General features: G+C 67.9%; 17 protein-coding genes. 10 read left to right on the forward strand and 7 right to left on the reverse strand.

Annotated elements, in window-relative coordinates; genetic code table 11:
- Nucleotides 1–3: 3 nt before the first annotated feature.
- Nucleotides 4–1,740, forward strand: coding sequence for a relaxase/mobilization nuclease domain-containing protein (locus IG54_RS0113760; protein ID WP_030782227.1), 1,737 nt, complete (start codon nt 4–6; stop codon nt 1,738–1,740).
- Nucleotides 1,741–1,749: 9 nt separating this feature from the next.
- Here the strand turns inward: IG54_RS0113760 and IG54_RS0113765 are convergent, their stop codons facing one another.
- From IG54_RS0113765 to IG54_RS0113780, 4 genes are all read right to left on the reverse strand, one after another.
- The gene (locus tag IG54_RS0113765; protein ID WP_030782230.1) at nt 1,750–2,307 is read right to left on the reverse strand and encodes a hypothetical protein; all 558 of its coding nucleotides are present in this window, start codon (nt 2,305–2,307) and stop codon (nt 1,750–1,752) included.
- 28 nt (nt 2,308–2,335) lie between these two features.
- A complete protein-coding gene (locus IG54_RS0113770; RefSeq protein WP_030782233.1) occupies nt 2,336–3,028 on the reverse strand; it encodes a class I SAM-dependent methyltransferase in 693 nt (230 codons plus the stop codon).
- Nucleotides 3,029–3,943, reverse strand: a complete 915-nt coding sequence (locus IG54_RS0113775) for an aminoglycoside phosphotransferase (protein WP_030782236.1) — start codon at nt 3,941–3,943, stop codon at nt 3,029–3,031.
- Between the two features lie 75 nt (nt 3,944–4,018).
- Nucleotides 4,019–4,768 (reverse strand): hypothetical protein, encoded by a 750-nt coding sequence (locus IG54_RS0113780; RefSeq protein WP_030782239.1) that lies wholly within the window; start codon nt 4,766–4,768, stop codon nt 4,019–4,021.
- Between the two features lie 231 nt (nt 4,769–4,999).
- On the opposite strand from IG54_RS0113780, the gene IG54_RS0113785 reads away from it, so the two are divergent.
- Entirely contained in the window at nt 5,000–6,355 is a 1,356-nt protein-coding gene (locus tag IG54_RS0113785) for a helix-turn-helix domain-containing protein (RefSeq protein WP_030782242.1), read from the forward strand.
- 74 nt (nt 6,356–6,429) lie between these two features.
- Nucleotides 6,430–6,930: an NUDIX domain-containing protein gene (locus IG54_RS0113790; protein WP_030782245.1), complete on the forward strand. Its 501-nt coding sequence runs from the start codon at nt 6,430–6,432 to the stop codon at nt 6,928–6,930.
- On the opposite strand, the gene IG54_RS43770 is transcribed toward IG54_RS0113790, so the two are convergent.
- Nucleotides 6,927–7,364, reverse strand: a complete 438-nt coding sequence (locus tag IG54_RS43770) for a Crp/Fnr family transcriptional regulator (protein ID WP_408061014.1) — start codon at nt 7,362–7,364, stop codon at nt 6,927–6,929. The two genes, IG54_RS0113790 and IG54_RS43770, sit on opposite strands and share 4 nt — an antisense overlap.
- 223 nt (nt 7,365–7,587) lie before the next feature.
- Between IG54_RS43770 and IG54_RS0113800 the strand changes: the two genes are divergently transcribed.
- From IG54_RS0113800 to IG54_RS43775, 5 genes are all read left to right on the forward strand, one after another.
- On the forward strand, nt 7,588–9,537 hold the full coding sequence (locus IG54_RS0113800) for a type I restriction-modification system subunit M (RefSeq protein WP_030782256.1): 1,950 nt from the start codon (nt 7,588–7,590) through the stop codon (nt 9,535–9,537).
- Nucleotides 9,534–10,718: a restriction endonuclease subunit S gene (locus IG54_RS0113805; protein ID WP_051819496.1), complete on the forward strand. Its 1,185-nt coding sequence runs from the start codon at nt 9,534–9,536 to the stop codon at nt 10,716–10,718. The genes IG54_RS0113800 and IG54_RS0113805 overlap by 4 nt, the downstream gene beginning before the upstream one ends.
- A complete protein-coding gene (locus IG54_RS0113810; RefSeq protein WP_030782262.1) occupies nt 10,715–13,837 on the forward strand; it encodes a type I restriction endonuclease subunit R in 3,123 nt (1,040 codons plus the stop codon). Before IG54_RS0113805 ends, IG54_RS0113810 begins: the two co-directional genes overlap by 4 nt.
- A complete protein-coding gene (locus IG54_RS0113815) occupies nt 13,834–14,052 on the forward strand; it encodes a helix-turn-helix domain-containing protein (RefSeq protein WP_030782264.1) in 219 nt (72 codons plus the stop codon). Before IG54_RS0113810 ends, IG54_RS0113815 begins: the two co-directional genes overlap by 4 nt.
- Before the next feature lie 138 nt (nt 14,053–14,190).
- Nucleotides 14,191–14,442 (forward strand): transposase domain-containing protein, encoded by a 252-nt coding sequence (locus tag IG54_RS43775; protein ID WP_420712250.1) that lies wholly within the window; start codon nt 14,191–14,193, stop codon nt 14,440–14,442.
- Nucleotides 14,443–14,726: 284 nt separating this feature from the next.
- On the opposite strand, the gene IG54_RS0113825 is transcribed toward IG54_RS43775, so the two are convergent.
- Both IG54_RS0113825 and IG54_RS0113830 read right to left on the reverse strand, forming a co-directional pair.
- Nucleotides 14,727–16,583: a protein kinase domain-containing protein gene (locus IG54_RS0113825; protein ID WP_234336155.1), complete on the reverse strand. Its 1,857-nt coding sequence runs from the start codon at nt 16,581–16,583 to the stop codon at nt 14,727–14,729.
- Nucleotides 16,584–16,742: 159 nt separating this feature from the next.
- Nucleotides 16,743–17,291: an LppU/SCO3897 family protein gene (locus tag IG54_RS0113830; protein ID WP_051819497.1), complete on the reverse strand. Its 549-nt coding sequence runs from the start codon at nt 17,289–17,291 to the stop codon at nt 16,743–16,745.
- Between the two features lie 101 nt (nt 17,292–17,392).
- Between IG54_RS0113830 and IG54_RS0113835 the strand changes: the two genes are divergently transcribed.
- Together IG54_RS0113835 and IG54_RS0113840 are read left to right on the forward strand one after the other, a co-directional pair.
- The gene (locus IG54_RS0113835) at nt 17,393–17,986 is read left to right on the forward strand and encodes a TetR/AcrR family transcriptional regulator (protein WP_030782275.1); all 594 of its coding nucleotides are present in this window, start codon (nt 17,393–17,395) and stop codon (nt 17,984–17,986) included.
- 129 nt (nt 17,987–18,115) lie between these two features.
- Nucleotides 18,116–18,679 (forward strand): cupin domain-containing protein (locus tag IG54_RS0113840; RefSeq protein WP_078594067.1); only part of this gene is annotated, 564 nt, incomplete at its 3' end.

Raw genomic sequence — 18,679 nt, forward strand, 5'->3', positions numbered from 1 at the left:
GGAATGATTGCCGCCATCAAGGACCCCGGGTCCAACACTCGCGGGCTGCTCGCCTACCTCTACGGCCGCGGAACCCACGACGAACACTTCGATCCGCACATCGTCGCCGCCTTCGCGATGCTCGCCATGCCCGACCCCGGCCGCGACGAGAACGCCACCCTGACCGAGCTCGGCCACTACCTCGACGAGCCAGTACGGCTGCGCAACAGCGAGTTCGGCAAGCCGGTCACCGACCACGTCTGGCACTGCCCCGTCCGCGCTGCCCCCGAAGACCGCCACCTCTCCGACGCCGAGTGGGGCGAGATCGCCCGACGCATCGTGCACGCCGCCGGCATCGCATCCGAAGGCGACGACCTGGCCTGCCGCTGGATCGCCGTACGCCACGCGGACGACCACATCCACATCCTCGCCACCACCGTCCGCGAAGACGGCCGCCGCCCCAAGCTCCACAACAGTGGCAAACGCGTCGGCGACGAGTGCCGCGAGATCGAGAAGGACTACGGGCTACGCCAGCTGAAGAAGGGCGACGGCACAGCCACCCGCCGCCCCACCCAGGCCGAGATGCACAAGGCCGAACGTCTCGGCTGGGAACAGACCAGCCAGCAGTGGCTCGAAGAACGCATCCGCGCCGCCATCCCGCACGTCACCGACACCGAGGAACTGCTCACCTACCTCGAAGCCGACGGCGTCCTGGTCAAGGCCAAGCGCGGCCCCTCCGGGGACCTCCTCGGCTACGCCGTCGGCCGCCCCGGCGACCTCAACAAGAAGCACGAGCAGATCTTCAAGGCGGGCGGGAAGGTCGCCCCCGACCTCTCCCTGCCCAAGCTGCAGGCCCGCCTGGAAACCAGTACGCCAGAGGAGCACCCCACCGCCCGCCGCACCCGGCCCACCACCCCCTGGCACCAGGCCACCGACGCCCTCGACATCCTCCACATCCAGCTCACCGAGACCAGCACGGGCGACGGAGCAGACGCGCGGGCCCAGGCCCACGTCACCGCCCTCGGCGAACTGATCGAGGCCACCGCACAGAAGTCACCAGCGCCCCTCCGTGCCGAACTCGACGCCGCATCCAAGGCGTTCTTCCGCGCCCAGCGCTCCCAGATCCAGGCAGAGGACCGCGCCGCCGACGCCGTACGCGTCGCCGCCCGTGACATCGTCAACACCGCTACCGGTCCGGAGGGCAGCGCGCTGGCCGCACTGCTCGCCGCCCTCGTCTGGGCGACCATCCTGGCCGGACGCTGGCACGAGGCGAAGGAGCACGCCCACCAGGCCGACGCGGCCCGCCAGACCCTCCAGCACCTCCAGGTCGCTGCCGACCAGGCTCTCCTCCCCGCGCTCGCCGAACTGGAGCGCCGCAGGCCGAAGGACGACGCCAGCCAGACCCTGGCCAGCGACGTCCGCGCTGCCGTTCCCGACCACGCCGAGCGGATCCTGGCCGATCCGAGCTGGCCAGCCCTCGCCACCGTCCTGGCCGACGCCGAGGCCGGCGGCCACCAACCCCACCAGCTCCTCAAGGAAGCCGCTGCTCAACGGGAACTGGCCACCGCCCGCCAGCCTGCCCGTGTCCTGATCACCCGCATCCAGCACACCAGCCGCAACCCCATACCCAACCGCCGCGCCGCGGCAGCTCGCCAACGCTCGAAACAGTGGCCCCCGGTTGACGGCAGTGTGGCGGCGTCGGTGCAGCAGCCGACTGTCCCGTCCCCTGCTCCAGGACGGGACAACCGACCTCGGCGGTAGCCAAGAACCTCACGCAGCGGCTGCCCCGTTCGTCGACCCGGTGAGGTCGGCGGACCAGCTCACCACTGTCCGTAGATGCTCGGGAAGCAAGCCCCTGTGCGCCTCCGGCTGGATGAGCAAAGTGGGCTTCCCGGCGGCGGTACGCCGGGCTCCCCAGTCGTGGTCGAGGCTGGTGAAGTCGTCGTCGATCCAGACGGCGGGCGCGTCGCCGAGCCAGGTGTCGACGTAGTCGCGTTTCCAGAGGTAGCCGTTGGGATGGCTGGTGGTGATCTGTGGGCGTGGGAGATCGACATACGGCAAGGGCGGGAGGCCGAGGAGTGGACCGACCAGGGTGGTGGCGTCCTGGCGCCAGCTGGTGCACCAGACCGGGGTGACCAGGCCGGTACGGATCACGTCCATGAGCAGGGAACCGTGGGCGGGGTTGAGCCAGATGGCGACGGGATCGTCGGCGCTGCGGCCGGTGGGGACGACATCGTGCCGGACATGAGTGGCCGGGGTGGCCCCGTCGTCGTCCGGGAACGGTATGAGGACGCCGTCGATGTCGAGGAGCAGGTAGGGCTGGCGCATCGGTTCCTCCAGAGGGCTGGAGCGAGAGTCAGAGCTTGCGGGCGGTGATCAGCAACGTGGTGGGCCAGCGGCCGTGGCGGGCGTCGTGGAACTCCTGAGCCGAGGTGAGCCAGAGGCCCGCGCGGTCGAGGTGTGTCTCCCAGCGGCTGCTGTCGAAGTCCCAGCGGACTATGGGCAATCGGGTGCGGTCGGGAAGAGCGACGAAGTCGCGTCGGGGGCGGTCGTCGATGGACGGCGGCCTGCCGCTGCGTTGTGGATGGGGCACGGAGAAGGCGAGGATGCGTCCGGGGTTGAGGCGCTGGGCAATAGCAGGGAGCAGGACCTGCGGGGCGACAAGGCCGACGGCGCCGAAGACGGAGTAGATCGCGTCGAACCGTTCGTCGGTTGCCTGCAGGTAGTGCAGAGCGTGGCCGGCGACGAAGTCGAGGTTCTTCAACCGTCCGTAGTGCGACCGGGCACGGCGGACCTGCAGGCCGACCAGGTCGACGCCGGTGACCTGGGCTGCGTGCCGAGTGGCGAGGTGGGCGGCGTTGTGGCCGGGGCCGCAGCCAAGCTCCAGCGCTCTCTTCCGGAGAGGGCCCAGATGGAGGATCTCGGCGCCGGGGCCGCTGCCTGGCCGGGTAGTCCACTCCATCCGCGCGGGCACGTTCAGCGGCTCGGCGGGCCCGGCCGCGGTGCGCTGGAGAGCGTGGGCGTACCAGGGGGAAGCCTGGGCCAGCATCTAGACCTCCAGGAGCCGGAGGACATCTGCGAGGTGGCGGCGCACGACCTTGATGTACGCGGGGTCGGTGGCCCGGTCGTTGATCCAGCGGATGGACTGCTCCATGAACCACTCCACCGCCCACACCCGGTGCCAGCCCAGCGCCCACTTCTCGGCAGCGAGCCCGCCGCGCTCGGCCACGGCGTCGGGGGTGCCGCCTTCGGTGACGTAGGTCTCCAGGAAGACGCGCAGGCGTACGGGATCGGGGTCGTCGAGGGTGCCGTGCCAGCTGGCGAGGTCGAGCAGGCCAGGACCGGTGAAGGCGCGGGCGAAGTCCAGGAGACGCCAGCCGCGTTGGCCGATGTGGAGGCTGGTGGGGTGGAACTCGGAGTGCACCCAGCCGAACGGCGCCGTCGTTGCCCCGGCCGAGCGTGCTTCAGCGGCTTGGGCGATCCGGTCGAGTGCGCCCTCGATGTCGTCGGCGTCCTGCCACCGCTCGGCCTTGCGGAGCTGGTCGAGGTGCTCCAGTGCTCGGTTGGGCAGCGCGCGTAGGCCCTCATGGTCGAGGACGGGCAGGGCGGCGGCGGTGCGAGTGCGGTGCAGCACCACGGCCGCGGCGGCGCCGTCGAGGTCGTCGGCGTCGCGGATGGGGGCGCCGAGGTCTTCCAACAGCATCCCCAGCCACCCCTCCAGTACCGCAGAGGTGTGGACCTTCGGGACCGGGGCGCCAAGGGTGTGAGCCAGGCGGAGGGCTTGGTCCTCGCTGTCGAAAGGCTCCTTGGCGTACTTGAAGATGGCGGTGGAGCCATCGGGGAACATCAGGCGTTCGACGCCGGACATCGACCACACGCGCACCTCTTCGCGCGCTACGGCGGCCGTCTGGCCGGCGGCGGTCAGCACGTTGTCCAGGAGTTCGGTGTTGAGGTTTGCGTCCATCAGGGGGCTCCAGTGCGATGGGTGGCGTCCGGGGCGGGCGAAGGTGCCAGCCCACCCCGGAGCCGGGCGTACGGGCTATGCGGCGGGACTCACCCGATGGGCGTAGACCTGCTTGATCCATCCGGCCTTGAAGGCCGCGAGATCCTCGCGGAAGGTGGTCATCGAGGCACCGTAGGGCGCGACGACCCCGCCGGACTGGTCTGGCACGGACTGGCAGCCGTGCACGAGGCGTCCGCCGAGGGCGGCATGGGCCCTGATGGACTCGATGCGGCGGTGCTCGTTGAACCAGCCGCCGTGGTACACCTCGTCGATCATGCCGCCCATCTCCTCGTCCAGGTCGAAGACGACGGAGGTGGCGGCGGGGAAGAACCAGCACGGGCCGACGTTGGAGATGTGCCCGTCCAGCTCCACCTTGTTCAGCGCCATCAGCGTGGCCGCCTCACGCAGCATCCGCAGGTGCTCGGCGGTGATCTGCGGCAGACCGAGGCTCGTGAGGTGCTCGTCGCGGAACAGGTAGGCGTACACCTCGTACGCGATGGACAGCACCCGGGCCGCATCGGAGGTGGACTGGCCGTGTTGCTTGATGAAGTCGAGCGTGAGCTGCTCGACCGCACTCTCGGTCGTCTCGTCCACGTCCAGGAGCTGGGACTTGACCAGTTCCCAGTCGGCGACGAGCCAGGTGTGGGACTCGAAGCGGAAGAAGTACTCGGCCGGGTCGATGATGATGCGTCGCCCGTCGACCTGGATGCCGGGCAGGCGGCTCCAGCGCGCGTCGAACGCCTCGGGCAGCTCGACCATGATGGCCGTGGTGTCGATGGTGGTCACCGTGTCTCCGTCTCTGATGGGCAGGCAACGGGCATAGGAATGCCCGAACCCCCTGCGGGTGTACGGAACTTCGGGGTGCCGCCCGGACCAAGAGGGAGCCTGGATCACGGTGGGAATCTGGAACCGTGCCGGGCGGCTGCGATTAAGTGAACCGTTCGTCACGCACCGTGGGTACGGTGAGGGGCGGGCGAAGCGGTATACGCGGTTTACAGCTCCGGATCGGAGGCGGTCGTGGCAGCGCAGAGAGCACCCAACTCCCGTCTGCGCGAGGTCATCGACGCGATCGGCTGCACGTACGAGGCGCTTGCCAAGGACGTACGGCGCATCGCTGCTGAGAACGGCGAGATCATCCAGACCAACAAGTCGGCCATCTCGCACTGGGTGAACGGCACCCGCCAGCCCAGCGGCCGGACCGCGCAGTACCTCGCTGAGGCGCTCTCTCGCCGAGCAGGCCGCATCATCACGCTGGCCGAGATCGCCTTACGTGCGCGTGAGAGCGAGGGCGCGGACGAATCCGACCCGGTCCTGGCCGTGACCGATCTGGGCCGCGCCGACGTCGAGCACCACCACTACCTCGCGATCGCCGCCTTTACCACCTCCGCCGTCGCCATGCCGCTGGGCTACGACCACGAGGCCACCGCTCGCATGCTCCGCGCCCGTACCGGCACCATGCTGGTCGGCGAGGAAGACGTGGACGTCGTACGCCAGATCACCGCTGCCTTCAGCGCAGCCGACGAACGTCTCGGCGGCGGCCACGGCCTGACCACCGTCACTGCTTACCTCGCAGACACCGCCGCCCCCATGCTCCGCGGACGCTTCACCAGCGAGCCCTTACGCCGGGCGGCCTTCGGCGCGGTCGCCGAACTTGCCTATCTGGCGGGTTGGAAACACCACGACCTCGGCCAGGAAGGCGCCGCCCAGCGCTACTACCGAGTCGGCTACCAGCTCGCCTGCGAGGCCGACCCGCACGGCCACGCCGCCTGGATGATGCGTGCCCTCGCCCACCAGGCCCTCAGCCTCAAGCAGCCCCATCACTGCGTCGACCTCGCCGAAGCCGCCCTCGCGCAGGGCATCGGCCACGTCGACGGCCAGACTGAGGCCCTGCTGCACATCACTCACGCCCGCGCCTACGCGGCTACTGACGAGAAGCCCGCTGCCGCACGCGCCCTGCTCGCGGCTGAAGACGCCCTCCTGTGCGACGACGGCCCTCAGCCCAGCTACTCCCGCGTCAGCGGCCCGGCCGTCGGCACCGTGGCCAGCCACACCGCCCGTACCTTGACCGACCTCGCCGACCACGTCGGTACTGAGCAACAGCATCGCGATGCCCTGGTCCGCTGGGACCCCATCAAGTACAAGCGAGTCCACGCCCTGACCTACGCCGACCTGGGTGACAGCCTCGCCGCCCAGGCCCGCGCCGACGAGGCCGTCGCCGCATGGTCGCAAGCTCTGACGCTTATGGAGGGTATGACCTCCGACCGCACCCGCAAAGCGATCACGTCGCTTCGGTCCACTCTCGCGATCTACCAGCGCCGCAAGGTACCCGGAGCCGCTGAACTCGCCCGCCGCGCCCGCGAAGCACTCGCCTAAGCTGCCCTTCCCCAAGCTCTCGGCTTCGCTCGAGCAGGGGAGACCCCATTCCCGGCCGATGAAGGGACGCAACCGTGGCTCAGCCGACCACCGACGACCAGCCCAAAGCCCTCAAGCCCGCCCTCGAATCCATGACTCTGCTGGTCGCCGCCGTCATCGTCCACGACAAGGCCACCGACCGCGTCCTCCTCCTCCAGCGCAGCGAGAAAGCCAAGTTCGCCCAGGGCATGTGGGATCTGCCCGTCGGCAAGAGCGAGCCCGGCGAGCCGATCACCGAGACCGCGGTCCGTGAGCTGTACGAGGAGACCGGCCTGACGGTGAAGCCGGAAGCCCTCAAAGTCGCGCACATCATCCACGGCGCTTGGGGCGTCGAAGCCCCCAATGGCTTCCTCACCGTCGTCTTCGCAGCCCACCAATGGACCGGCGAACCCGAGAACCGCGAACCCCGCAAGCACGCCCAGGTCTGCTGGGTCCACGCCGATGCCATCCCCGAGGAGTTCGTGGACACCACCGCCAGCGCCCTGCACCGCTACCTCACCAATGGCCCAGAGGTGTCCCTCAACGGCTGGGGCTAGCGGGTCGCGGAGTTACCGGCCTCGTCCCGAAGGCGCGCTGCGTCGAGCACGGTGATGCGGCCACGGGCGAGGCGAAGCAAGCCGCGCTCGGCGAAATCACGCAGGGTCTTGGTGCAGGTCTCGCGCGAGGTCCCGGCCAGCGCGGCGATCTGTTCATGCGTGAGCGCGATCTGGGGATGCCGGGCAGTGGGCCGCAGCGGACGTGCGGGGCGGCTGTGCGGTGGTGAGGGTGTCCAGGGTGGTGGCGACGCGCCGGGCGACGGTCTTGAAGATGCTGTCGGACAGGCGCTGTTCGAGGTCGGCGAGGCGGTGGTCAAGGATCGCGGTGATCCGGGCAAAGCAGGCCCCGCGTCGAGGTCTACGCCGGCGTCCGGGAGTTTCGCCGTGGCGGTGACGCGGAGCAGGTACAGCCGCGCCTTGCTCTGGTCGATCATGTCGGGCATCTGTGGGGTGCCGTAGGCGCTGACCGTCGCCGTGCAGTGCAGTGTGAAGGACTCCGGCCCGGGAGTGTCAGCCGCGTCATTGGCGTCTAGGGCGCGCTCGGTCGAGCGGACCATCGTGCCTCAGAAACCAGCGAGAATGGCACGTTCCTGATACAGGACTCGTGTAATGTTTCTGATACATCGAACGGTGGGGAACGAGCAGGGACGAGTGAGCATGGCAGAACACAAGACGTCATCCACGAGCGCCACAACCGCACGAATCGTCTGGGACACAGCGGACAAGTTCCTCAGGGACATCGTGGAGCCCGAGGACTACGGGGATTTCATCCTGCCGTTCACCGTGCTCCGCCGCTTGGAGTGCATGCTGGCCGACTCGAAGGGGCAGGTGACTCAGTTCGTCGCCTCGCTCGGCTCACTGCCTCCGCATCTGATCGACATCGCGGTCAAGGACAAGTTCGGGCTGAGCTTCTACAACGTCTCGCCGCTCGACCTCGCCACCATCGCGTCAGTCGATGACAATGTTGAGAAGTCGCTCCAGAATTACATTGCTGGCTTTTCCCACAACATCGAGGACATCTGGGTCTCCTTCGAGTTCGCCCGACGGGCGAAGATCCTTGCCGACGCCAACCGCCTGCACTCGGTCGTCAAGCACTTCTCGACGATCGACCTCGCCCCCGGCAAGCTCGAGAACACCGCGATGGGGGACGTCTTCGAGGACGTCATGTACCGGGCCTTCAACAAGAAGGGGAAGGCCGCGGGCGCCTTCTACACCCCGCGCGACGCGATCAAGCTCATGGTCGACATCCTGATCGCCAATGACGACGACACTCTCGCCAGCGACAGCGCGCTGCGGTCAATCTACGACCCGACCGCCGGTTCCGGCGGCATGCTGCTCGTCGCCCAGGACGCCCTGAGGCGGATGAATGAGAAGATCGACGTCACGCTCTACGGTCAGGAGCTGATGCCGTCGGCGTTCGCGCTCGGCAAAGCCGACCTGCTCATCCAGGGCGGCCGCCCGGACGCGATCAAGCAGGGCAACACCCTCGTCGAGGACCTCTACGAGGGCCAGACCTTCGACTACGTGCTCTCCAATCCACCGTTCGGCAAGGACTGGTCGGCCGACGAGAAGTCCGTGCGTGAGCAGGCCAAGAAGCACGGATCGCGGTTCAGCCACGGCCTGCCGAGCATCAGCGACGGCCAGATGCTCTTCCTGGCGCACTGCGCTTCAAAGCTCAGTCCTGCAGCGCAGAACGGCCAGGGGGGGCGGGCGGCGGTGGTCTCCAACGCCTCCCCGCTTTTCACGGGCGACAAGGGCCCCAGTGCGATCCGCCAGTGGCTGCTCGAAGAGGACCTCGTCGATGCAATCGTCGCGCTTCCGACCGACATGTTCTACGGCACAGGCATCCCGACGTACGTATGGTTCCTCGACACCAACAAGGACCCCGAGCGTCGGGGCAAGATCCAGCTCATTGACGGCACCGGCCAGTCGCGGTTGCTGCGTAAGCCGATGGGCGAGAAGCGGCGCGAGATGAGCCGGGCCAACCGAGAGACGGTGCTGGAGGCATACAAGGCGTTCGAAGACGCCAACCTCGAGATCTCGCGCGTGATGACGCCTCAAGATCTGATGTTCCGGGACATTCCGGTTAGCAAGCAGGCAAGGCTGGCGACTCGGTTTAGCGAAGATGCCGTCGAGGAGCTCCGCAGCCGCCGCGACTTCACCGAGGAGCACGTCGCCGTGTTGAAGTCGCTCGACGGCACGCCGTGGAACGAGTTGCCGAAATCGTTCCCGCAGGCCGCGAAGGCTGCAGGCCTCAAGGCTCCACTCGGACTCCTGGACGCCGTAATGAGAACGATGGCGGTCGCTGATGAGTCTGCGCCGCTGGCAGTCGACCGCAAGGGCAAGCCGGTCGCCACCGACGGCTGGAAGATGACAGAGCGAGTGGCAATGAGCCAGGACGTGACCGAGCACATGGAGCGTGACGTGCTGCGGTTCGCTCCGGACGCTCAGTGGGACGAGAGCAAGGCCAAGCACGGCAACGAGATCCCGTTCACCCGGATCTTCTTCGTCCCCAAGGAGCCGCGACCGCTAGCCGAGATCGACGCCAAAGTGCAGAAGATCATGGGAGAGCTCGCGGACATGTTCAAGGAGGTCAGCGACGAATGACCAGTCTCGTCGTGCACGAGTCCTCACTCGAGAGTCCAGTGTTCCCGATGGCTCCCATCGGCTCAGTGGTCGTCGAGCGCAATGAGAAGGTTGGCGAGACCGATTTTCCGGCGTTGTCCGTCGGGAAGCGCGGGGTTACCCCGCAGCTCGACGGAGTCGCCAAGACACAAACCGAGGGTGACCGCAAGCTCGTGCGGGCCGGAGACTTGGTCATCAACTCCCGCTCAGACCGCCGCGGGGCGTCCGGCCTGGCGCGGCAGGACGGGAGCGTCTCGCTCGTCTACTCGGTCATGACTCCGAAGTCAGACCTGCTGGTCGCCGAGTACGGGCACCACCTCCTGCGCAGCATCGCGTTCCAGGAGGAGTTCTTCCGTTGGGGCACCGGGATCGTCGATGACCTGTGGTCGACGAACTTCACGCGGATGTCGCGCATTCGCATCCCGCTGCCGCCGCCAGGCATACAGCGAGCGATCGCGGACCATCTCGACGAGGTCGAGGTGATGATCAGCAGGCTTGACGACCTCGCGGAGAACCTTAGAGTTCGACGAGCCGCAACATGGTCGACAGTTCACACCATGGGTTTCGAGCTCGTCAGACTCCAGTGGCTCATGCGCGAGGTGGATGAGCGGGCAGGGGCTGAGAACCTGGATCTTCCCCTGCTGTCGGTGTCGATTCACCATGGCGTCCAGCGGCGCGAAGAGTCGTCCTCGGGACAGCAAGCAGGCACCGACCTGTCCAAGTACAAGGTCGCCCGATCGGGGGACATCGTGCTCAACCGAATGCGTGCCTTCCAAGGTGGCTTGGGCCAAGCGCGCATCGACGGCCTCGTGAGCCCGGACTACGCCGTGCTACGTCCGGAAGCGGGGCTTACTGCGGACTGGGCCGAATACGTGATGCGATCCCCTGAGTTCATCGAGGCCATGGCCCAGTGGGTCAGAGGGATCGGCGCTGCCAAGCAGGGGAACGTTCGCACGCCCCGACTGAACGTCCGCGACCTGTTCGCGCTCTCTGTCCCCCTCCCATCACCGGACGAGCTGTCTCGTGTAACGAGCCACCTCGACGAGGTCACCGCCAAGATCGACACCATGCTGGCGAATGTGGCCGAACTCAGGGAGTCACTCATCGAGCGATCGTCTGCGTTCATCGCCGACGTGGTCGCTGGCCGGAAGGAAGTCGCATGAGCCACGCGCAGCTGATGGAGCTGGAGTTCGAGGGCAATCTCTGCGCGGAGCTCGCCGAGCGCGGCTGGCTGTACGAGAGCGACGGCAAGCCGACCGGATGGGACGTCGGTCTCGCGATGATTCCCCGCGACGTGCTGCATTGGCTCAGCACCCAGTACCCGGACGAGTACGAGAAGGCAGTTCCCGGCGACCTGGTCGACGGTCAGAAAGCCGACGCCGAGCGCAAGCTGCTCCTGCACATCACCAAGGAGCTCGCCAAGGCCACGAGGATGGACCCGACCACGGGGCATCCGGTCGGCGGGCTGCTCGGCGTATTGCGCAAGGGCTTCACCTACGCCCAGGTCGGCCGGCCCGCTGCGAAGTTCGGACCGATGATGGCGTTCCCGCCGGCGAACCCCAACCTCACCGAGGTCATCGAAGCCGCTGCTGCCGTGCGCCTGCGGATCCTTCGCCAGGTCCGCTTCGACACCACGACCAACGAGACGATCGACGTCGTGCTCACCGCCAACGGCCTCCCCATCGTGACGCTGGAGCTGAAGACCGACAACACACAGACGGTTAACCACGCGATCCGGCAGTACAAGGAGGACCGCAAGCCAGGGAAGAACCGGCCGCTCCTCGCGCCCGGCCGAGCCCTCGTGCACTTCGCGGTGTCCAACGACCTCGTCTACATGACCACGAAGCTCGAGGGCGGGGACACGGTGTTCCTGCCCTTCAACCAGGGCAACGAGGGTCACGAGGGCAACCCGCCGTCGGGTACCGGCTCCTCGACGAACTACCTGTGGCGCGAGATCCTCGCCCGACCCATGTTTATGCGAATCCTCAAGGACTTCGCGCTGTTTGAGCCTGGCAAGCGCGGGAAGAAGGACGGGCATCTGATCTTCCCGCGCTTCCACCAGTTGCGCGCCGTCGAGCGGGTCGTCGCCGACATCGAGGGGAACGGAACGGGCAAGCGCTACCTGATCTGGCACTCGGCCGGCTCGGGGAAGACGAAGACGATCGCGTGGCTCAGTCACAGGCTGATCCGCCACATGAGCGCCGACTCGAAGTCGACGTTCGACTCCGTCATCGTCGTCACCGACCGCACCGTCCTCGACGAGAACATCCGCGACGACATGAACCTGGTGCAGTCGAGCAAGGGCCTGGTCGTCACCGTCGGCGAGAAGTCGGGGGCGAAGTCGCCGCAGTTGAAGAAGGCGCTCGTCGATGGCGACCACATCATCACCTGCACCCTGCAGACCTTCCCCGAGGTCATGAAGCTGATCGAGGACACCCAGGAGCTGCGCGGCAGGCGCTGGGCCGTGGTCGCGGACGAGGCACACTCCTCGCAGTCGGGCTCCACGGCGCGTCAGCTCAAGGAGCTGCTCGCCGACGTCGAGCTCGATGTGGACGAGGACGACATCGGAGCTGACGACCTGCTACGGGCCAAGGACTCGGCCATCGCCGCATCCAGCAACATCACCTTCATCGCGCTCACCGCGACCCCGAAGGCGAAGACTCTGCGCCTGTTCGGCACCGAGCGCGACGGACGCTGGGAGGCTTTCGACACGTACACGATGGCGCAGGCGATCGAGGAGGGCTTCATCCTCGACGTGCTCTCGAACTACTCGACCTATGACATGTTCCTCCGGGTGAAGAACACCCTGGGAGGGGAGGAAGGCGACACCGAGATCCACGTCAATACCGGTGAGGCTGTCTCCAATATCGTCCGCTATGCCCGCCTCCACCCGACCGCTATCGCGCAGAAGGTCCGCGTCGTGATCGAGCACTTCCGCCGAAACGTGATGCACATGCTCGACGGTGAAGCGAAGGCGATGGTCGTGACGAGCTCGCGCATTGAAGCGCTCAGCTGGTCGAGGAAGATGGACGATTACATCGCGGCCCAGGGCTACACCGACATGAGCACGTTGGTCGCGTTCTCCGGTTCGCTCACCGACGAGGCCGGCGAGACGGTCACCGAGGTCTCGCTCAACGGCCGCAGCGACGTCGCGAAAGCGTTCCGCGAGGAGGGCATCTACAAAGTCCTTATTGTCGCCAACAAGTTCCAGACCGGCTTCGACGAGCCACGCCTGATGGCCATGTATGTGGACAAGAAGCTCTCCGGCGTCGCCACGGTCCAGACGCTCTCGCGGCTGAACCGCATCTACCCGGGCAAGACCGCCCCGATGGTCGTCGACTTCCGCAACACTCCGGCGAGCGTCCAAAAGGACTTCAAGCTCTACTACTCCGACGCGCACGTCGACGGCGACGTCGATCCCAATGCGCTGGTCACGATCGGCGAGCGGCTCGACACTGCGGGGCTCTACTCCCACGAGGAGATGGACGCGGTCGCTGACGCCTTCTTGGACGATGCCGGCGGAGAGGCCATTGCCAAGGCTCTCTCGCCGATCAAGAACCGTTGGACCGGTCAATGGCGGCAGGCGAGGCTAGCGAAGGACAAGGCCCGGAAGGAGGCGCTGCAGGGCTTCCGCGTGGATGTGCTCGGCTACCGCAACGCTTGGCAGTTCCTTAGCCAGATCGTCGACTACCAGGACCCCGAGCTGCACCGCCGCGCGATCCTCGCGACGCTGCTGGCCCGCAATCTCCACACTGACGGGAACGACTACGACGACAGCTACCTCGAAGGAGTGCAGCTCTCGGGCGTGAAGCTCGTTCCGTCGTCCATCAACGAGGACCACTCACTGAGCGAGGGCAGTGGCGATGCGATCAAGCTCCCGAGCTTCGACGGCGAGTACAAGGGAGGGTCCGCGCCGAAACGTGGTCCGCTCGACGAGGCCATAGACAAGGTCAACGAGATGTTCCGGGCCAAGGGCGTCGACGTGAGCCCGGAGAGCGTCTCTGGATTCATCACGACGTTCTGGGGATTCCTCGACGCGAACGAGGAGGCGGTGGCGATGGCAAAGAACAACACCGTCGCGCAACTCAAAGCGTCCGAGGGATTCAGTGGGGCTGTTGGGCTCGCCGTGCTGAAGACGGTCAGCGAGTCGCAAGAGATCCAGTCGTACATGACCGACCCGGCGTTCCTTGAGCAGATCGCGAATATCGCTGCGGACGCACTTCACGCCCAGCACCGCTCTGGCCCGGATGCGGAGTCCGGGAGCGAGGAGTCGGGGTCATGAGCGAGCCCGAGCCGGTGAACTTCGGCGACACCATCCGCGAGACCCGAAAGAAGCACGGGTGGTCGCAGGCGGAACTCGGCGAAAAGTCGGGCGTCTCCCGCCCGACCATCGCTCGGGTCGAGGGGAACAACGACGTCACGACCGCGACCATCGCCAAGATTGCCCAGGCTCTCGGGCTCACGCTCGAGCTGAAGAACCGCGACGAGGTCGTCTAGTGGCAATGCCGTTGCGTTAGCTGCGGGCGTACTCCGCTGGCACGGTGTCGGTGGCCGAGAGTGTGCCCGAGCTGACGGGGCTTGTGGTGTTGACCTGTGTGTATCCGCCAGGTCTGGTGGATCGAGTGGGCGCCGCGTGTGGCAGGATCGAACAGCGCAGACGGCTGCTGCTCCCCGGCGCCGTATCTCGAGGTGCTGCAGCATCTGATGGAGGGCCTGTGCGATGCCGGGTTGTGGGGCGACTGGCGCCTGTCGGCGAAGTCCTCGCTGTTCAGGGCCCGGGACCGGCTGGGGTCCGAGCCTTGGCGGGTGCTGTTCGCCGCGCGTGCGAGGCCGCTCCCGCCCTCTCGCCATGAGGGGCGGGGCCTATCGCTGGCCCATCTTGTGTGAGCGATGCGTGAGCGGATAGCGCGGCATGCGGTGGACAGAGCGGCACGAGTGAATCAGGTCGCGCTTCGCTGACCTGCGAAAACAGGATCTGGCGCCAGGCGGCGACACCCGCTGGCACGATCTTGCAGGCCCTCGTAATGCGTAGGTCTCGGGTTCGAATCCCGAAGGCGGCTCGGATTAACCCCAGGACTCACTCGCCGTGACCTGGGGTTTTTTCATGCCCGGACGCGGGGGGAGCGGGTGCGGCGGGGGTGGACGCGGTGGTCTTCGCGGGGAAGTGGCTGTTACCTGTTCCACTTCTGGGATGCCTTGCCCGACTGGCATGTCGAGGCTGAGATGCCGCCTCCGTAGGCCAGGTCCAGGCAGCCGCCGTTCGATGTGCTCTTTAGGGTGCCGTTCGGGCCCCAGCGCCAGAGGCGGGCCGCGCCCTGGGTGCAGTCGCCCACGAAGACCGCCTGGCCGAGCATGTTGGCCACCAGGCAGGAGCCGGACTGCTTGTTGACGACCTTGATGCTGTTGTTCTCCGCGCGCACGGTGGACCACGAGGCGCTCGGGTCGCCGCAGGAGCCGTCGTCCGCGGAACCGTACACCTGGATCAGGCAGGAGCCGTTGTCGGCGTTCTTCATGCGGTACGGGCCCGATGAGGGCTTCGTGTCCGTGGGGGAGTCGGGCTTGTCGTCGTTGTCGTTGCCGCTGTTGTGGTCGCCGTCGCCGTCACCGGTGGATGAGTCGTGGGTCGAGTCCTTTGAGCCCTCGGAGCCCTTGTTGCCGTCGTTGCTTTTTCCCGGTGGGTTCTTCGCGTCGGCGGAGGTGTCCTCGTCCGCGGTGTCGTCGCCCTTCCCCTTGTCCGGGGACGCGTTCTTTTTGTCTTTCGGGTTCTTTCCGTTCTTGGGGGCGTCCGAAGGGTCGTTCGTCGACGAGGGGCCGGAGGGCGATGTTGTGGCGGTGGCCGAAGGGGGTGCGCCTGCCGCGCTGTCCGGGCTGGTGACGTAGGGGAGGTTCTGGAGCGCCAGCGTGGTGCCGGTGGCGACCACTACGACGGGGAGTACCGCCATCAGGACGCGAGTGCGGCGGCGGCGCTCGGGGGCCTGGGAAGGGGAGGGGGAGGCGGAGGTCGGGCCTGCGTTCGGTTCGGTTTCCGGTGTGGGTGGGGTGAGAGGGATGGGTGGGGCCGGGAGGAGGGTGGGGGGTCTTGTCGCGAATGCCGCTCGGCCCGCCAGGCGGTCCGTGACGGGGGTCGGCCAGGCGGGCGGGGTCGAAGGGCCTTGTCGTGCGGCCAGGTCGAGGAGTTCGGGGGCGGTCGGGCGGCCCTCGGGGTCCTTGTCCAGGCAGGTGGCGACGATCTCCGCCAGGCCCGGGTCCAGCGCGCGCAGCGGGCCCAGGTCGGGGGTGTCGTGGACGATGCGGTAGAGCGGGCTGCCCTCGGCGGCGTCCTTGAACGGCCAGCGGCCGCTCGCCGCGTACGCGACCAGCAGGCCCAGCGTGAACATGTCCGACGCGCTGCTCAACCGCCGCGTCCCCGACGCCTGTTCGGGCGACATGTACGCGGGCGTGCCCACGATCAGGCCCGTCTGGGTCAGCTGGCTCTGCTCGGCGGCGCGGGCGATGCCGAAGTCGATGAGGGTGACGCCGTCGAGGGTCAGCATGACGTTCGACGGCTTGAGGTCCCGGTGCACCATGCCGAGGGCGTGGACCGGTTCGAGGCCCTTCGCCACGCCCCGCAGCAGGCGCCACAGGGCGTCGGCCGGCAGCGGCCCGCCGTGCGGCTCGACCGCTTCCGCCAGGGTGATGCCGGGTACGTACGCGGTGGCGAACCACGGGGGTTCGGCCGTGCGGTCGCTCGCCAGGAGCGGGGCGGTGGCCTCGGCCGGCAGGCGCGCGAGGTTGTCCATCTCCTGCCCGAAGCGGCGTACGAACCCCTCGTCCTCGGCGACGACGGACGCCAGCATCTGCTTGACGGCCGCGTACCGCCCCTCGACGACGCCGAGGTACACCCGCCCCATGCCGCCCGTCCCGAGGCGGCCCACCAGGGGGATCGTGCCGATCTGCCGCGGGTCCCGTTCGCGCAGCGGCTCGGCGCCGCTGCCCGTGAGGTCGAACCCGTCCTGCGTGCCTGCCCCGTCCACCGTCTCCCCGTTCACCGGTCTCCCCGTTCACCGGTCTCCCGGCCGGGCCCGTGCCGCTCCCGTGCGCACCCCCGTCCGCACGGACGGACACCGGCCCCGGCCGGGCCGGACATCAGTGTGAACCATCGATCCTCTCGGGTGGAAGATCTTTCTAGAAAAGTGTTCCACTTCGATTCAGCGGGCGTATGAGCCCAGGCCCACCAGGCAGTAGACGTATTCGTTGATGGCCGTTCCGTTGAGGGTGTAGCGGTACGAAAAGGCGTACTGCGTCCTGGGGTTGCTCTTGCAGCGGCTCAGGTCCGACGTCAGGGGGATCGTCTGGATCACCCGGTAGTGGGCGTCGGACGCGGAGCAGGGGACCTCCTCCACGCCGCTGACCTCCTGGGCCGTCTCGGAGTTCGGGAGCGTTCCGTTGAGGCAGGTACCCGATTCGTACGGGCTCGGGGCCGCGCTCGTGGGAGCGGGGGCGGGAGCGGCGGCGGAGTTCGACGGGGCCGGGGTCGGCGGTTCGTACGTCGTCTGCGAACTCGGCGACGCGGCGTACGACGTGGTGGACGACGGCGTGGAGGAGGCGGTGTTGTCGTCATCGCCCTGGTTCAGGACCAGGGCACCGACGAGCACGGCGCCTGCGACGCCGAGTACCGCCAGGCAGCCGCGGGCGTTGGACCCGGGCGTGCGGTTCGGCTGCGGCGTGGGAGATATGGGACGCGTGGGTTCGGACACGGGGCCAGTGTGGGGGAGGAGGGATAGGTTCTGAAGTGGCTTTCTAGAAAACAGCTCTAGAAATAATGTGGGGCGTGTGGGGGTTTACGCTGGTGGGCACGATGAGCCCCAAGCAACAACGCGGCGCGCAAACCGCCGAGCGCCTCCTGGACGCCGCCCTCCAGGTGTACGCCGAGTCCGGGGAGCAAGGCGTCACCGTCAGCGCCCTCACCAAGGCGAGCGGTGTCAGCCTCGGCAGCCTCTACCACCACTTCGGCAGCGTTGACGGCCTCATGCGCGCCCTGTTGCTGCGCTGGCTCGGGCGTCTCCTCGGCGAGCTGGCCGGGGGCGTGGAGCGGTCCCGTACGGCCAAGGGCGCTGTCCGTACGCTCGTACGGGCGTATCTGACGTTCATCCAGGAGCATCCGGACGCCTCCCGGCTCCTGCACTCCTCCTACGCCGACCGGGTCGGCATGGCGCAGGCCGCCCAGCTGCGTGACGCGCAGGAGGCCAGGCTGTCGCCGCTGACCGCCTGGGTGCGGCAGCACACGGAGTCGGGGGAGATCGCTCCGCTGGCCGTGCCGATGGTCGAGGCGCTGGTCATGGGGCCGATCGTCGCGACCGCGCGCCGCTGGCTCTCCGGTCTCGACGACGCGGACCTCGATCAGGCCGCGCGTGTCCTTCCGGAGCGGATCTGGCGGTCGATCAGTCCCTGAGCGGCGGTCGATCAGTCTCTGAGCGGCGGTGGGGCGCGGGCGCGGTTATCGCGCGCTTCGGGCGGGGAGCGATCGGGCATGGGCGAAAACCATGAGGGGTCGGCGGGGGTGCCGGATGCGGTCGCGGTGATGTCCGCGACGAGGTCTGCGACGACGGCCGGGACGACGGCCGTGACGGCCGGAACTGCTGAGGAAGTGGCGGCGCGGTACGGGCTGGTGCCTCTGCCGGTGGAGGGGGGTCTGTATCGGCGGACCTGGGTGGGGCCGCCGGATGCCGAGGGCCGCCCGGCGGGCTCGGCGATCATCGTGCTTCTGACCGACGCTCCTGGGGACTTCTCGGCCCTGCACCGGTTGCCCATCGACGAGGTCTGGCACTTCTACGAAGGCGACGCCTTGGAGTTGCTCCTCCTCGCCCCCGACGGCACGGACCGCCTGGCGGTGCTGGGGCGGGACGGGTGCGTACAGCTCGTCGTCCCGGCGGGGACGTGGATGGGGGCGCGGGTCGCCAGGGGCGGCGGGTGCGGGTGGTCGTTGTTCGGGACGACGATGGCGCCGGGATTCCTGCCCCAGGACTACGAGGGCGGTGACGCGGAGGAGCTTTGCGCACGGTATCCGGGGCGGGCGGCCGTTATCCGGGAGCTGTGCAGAGTGGGGGAGCCGGTGCGGATGGGGGGATTGGGAGGGGTGGGGGAG

Origin of the sequence: Streptomyces sp. NRRL S-920 (assembly GCF_000717945.1) — a bacterium.
GTDB classification, from domain to species: Bacteria; Actinomycetota; Actinomycetes; order Streptomycetales; family Streptomycetaceae; genus Streptomyces; species Streptomyces alboniger.

Excerpts from the sequence above, each read along its gene's own strand:
- IG54_RS0113815 (WP_030782264.1), top strand. The coding sequence starts at position 13,834 with ATGAGCGAGCCCGAGCCGGTGAACTTCGGCGACACCATCCGCGAGACC.
- IG54_RS0113805 (WP_051819496.1), top strand. The coding sequence starts at position 9,534 with ATGACCAGTCTCGTCGTGCACGAGTCCTCACTCGAGAGTCCAGTGTTC.
- IG54_RS0113760 (WP_030782227.1), top strand. The coding sequence starts at position 4 with ATGATTGCCGCCATCAAGGACCCCGGGTCCAACACTCGCGGGCTGCTC.
- IG54_RS0113810 (WP_030782262.1), top strand. The coding sequence starts at position 10,715 with ATGAGCCACGCGCAGCTGATGGAGCTGGAGTTCGAGGGCAATCTCTGC.
- IG54_RS0113775 (WP_030782236.1), bottom strand. The coding sequence starts at position 3,943 with ATGGACGCAAACCTCAACACCGAACTCCTGGACAACGTGCTGACCGCC.
- IG54_RS0113765 (WP_030782230.1), bottom strand. The coding sequence starts at position 2,307 with ATGCGCCAGCCCTACCTGCTCCTCGACATCGACGGCGTCCTCATACCG.
- IG54_RS0113800 (WP_030782256.1), top strand. The coding sequence starts at position 7,588 with ATGGCAGAACACAAGACGTCATCCACGAGCGCCACAACCGCACGAATC.
- IG54_RS0113835 (WP_030782275.1), top strand. The coding sequence starts at position 17,393 with ATGAGCCCCAAGCAACAACGCGGCGCGCAAACCGCCGAGCGCCTCCTG.
- IG54_RS43770 (WP_408061014.1), bottom strand. The coding sequence starts at position 7,364 with ATGATCGACCAGAGCAAGGCGCGGCTGTACCTGCTCCGCGTCACCGCC.
- IG54_RS0113770 (WP_030782233.1), bottom strand. The coding sequence starts at position 3,028 with ATGCTGGCCCAGGCTTCCCCCTGGTACGCCCACGCTCTCCAGCGCACC.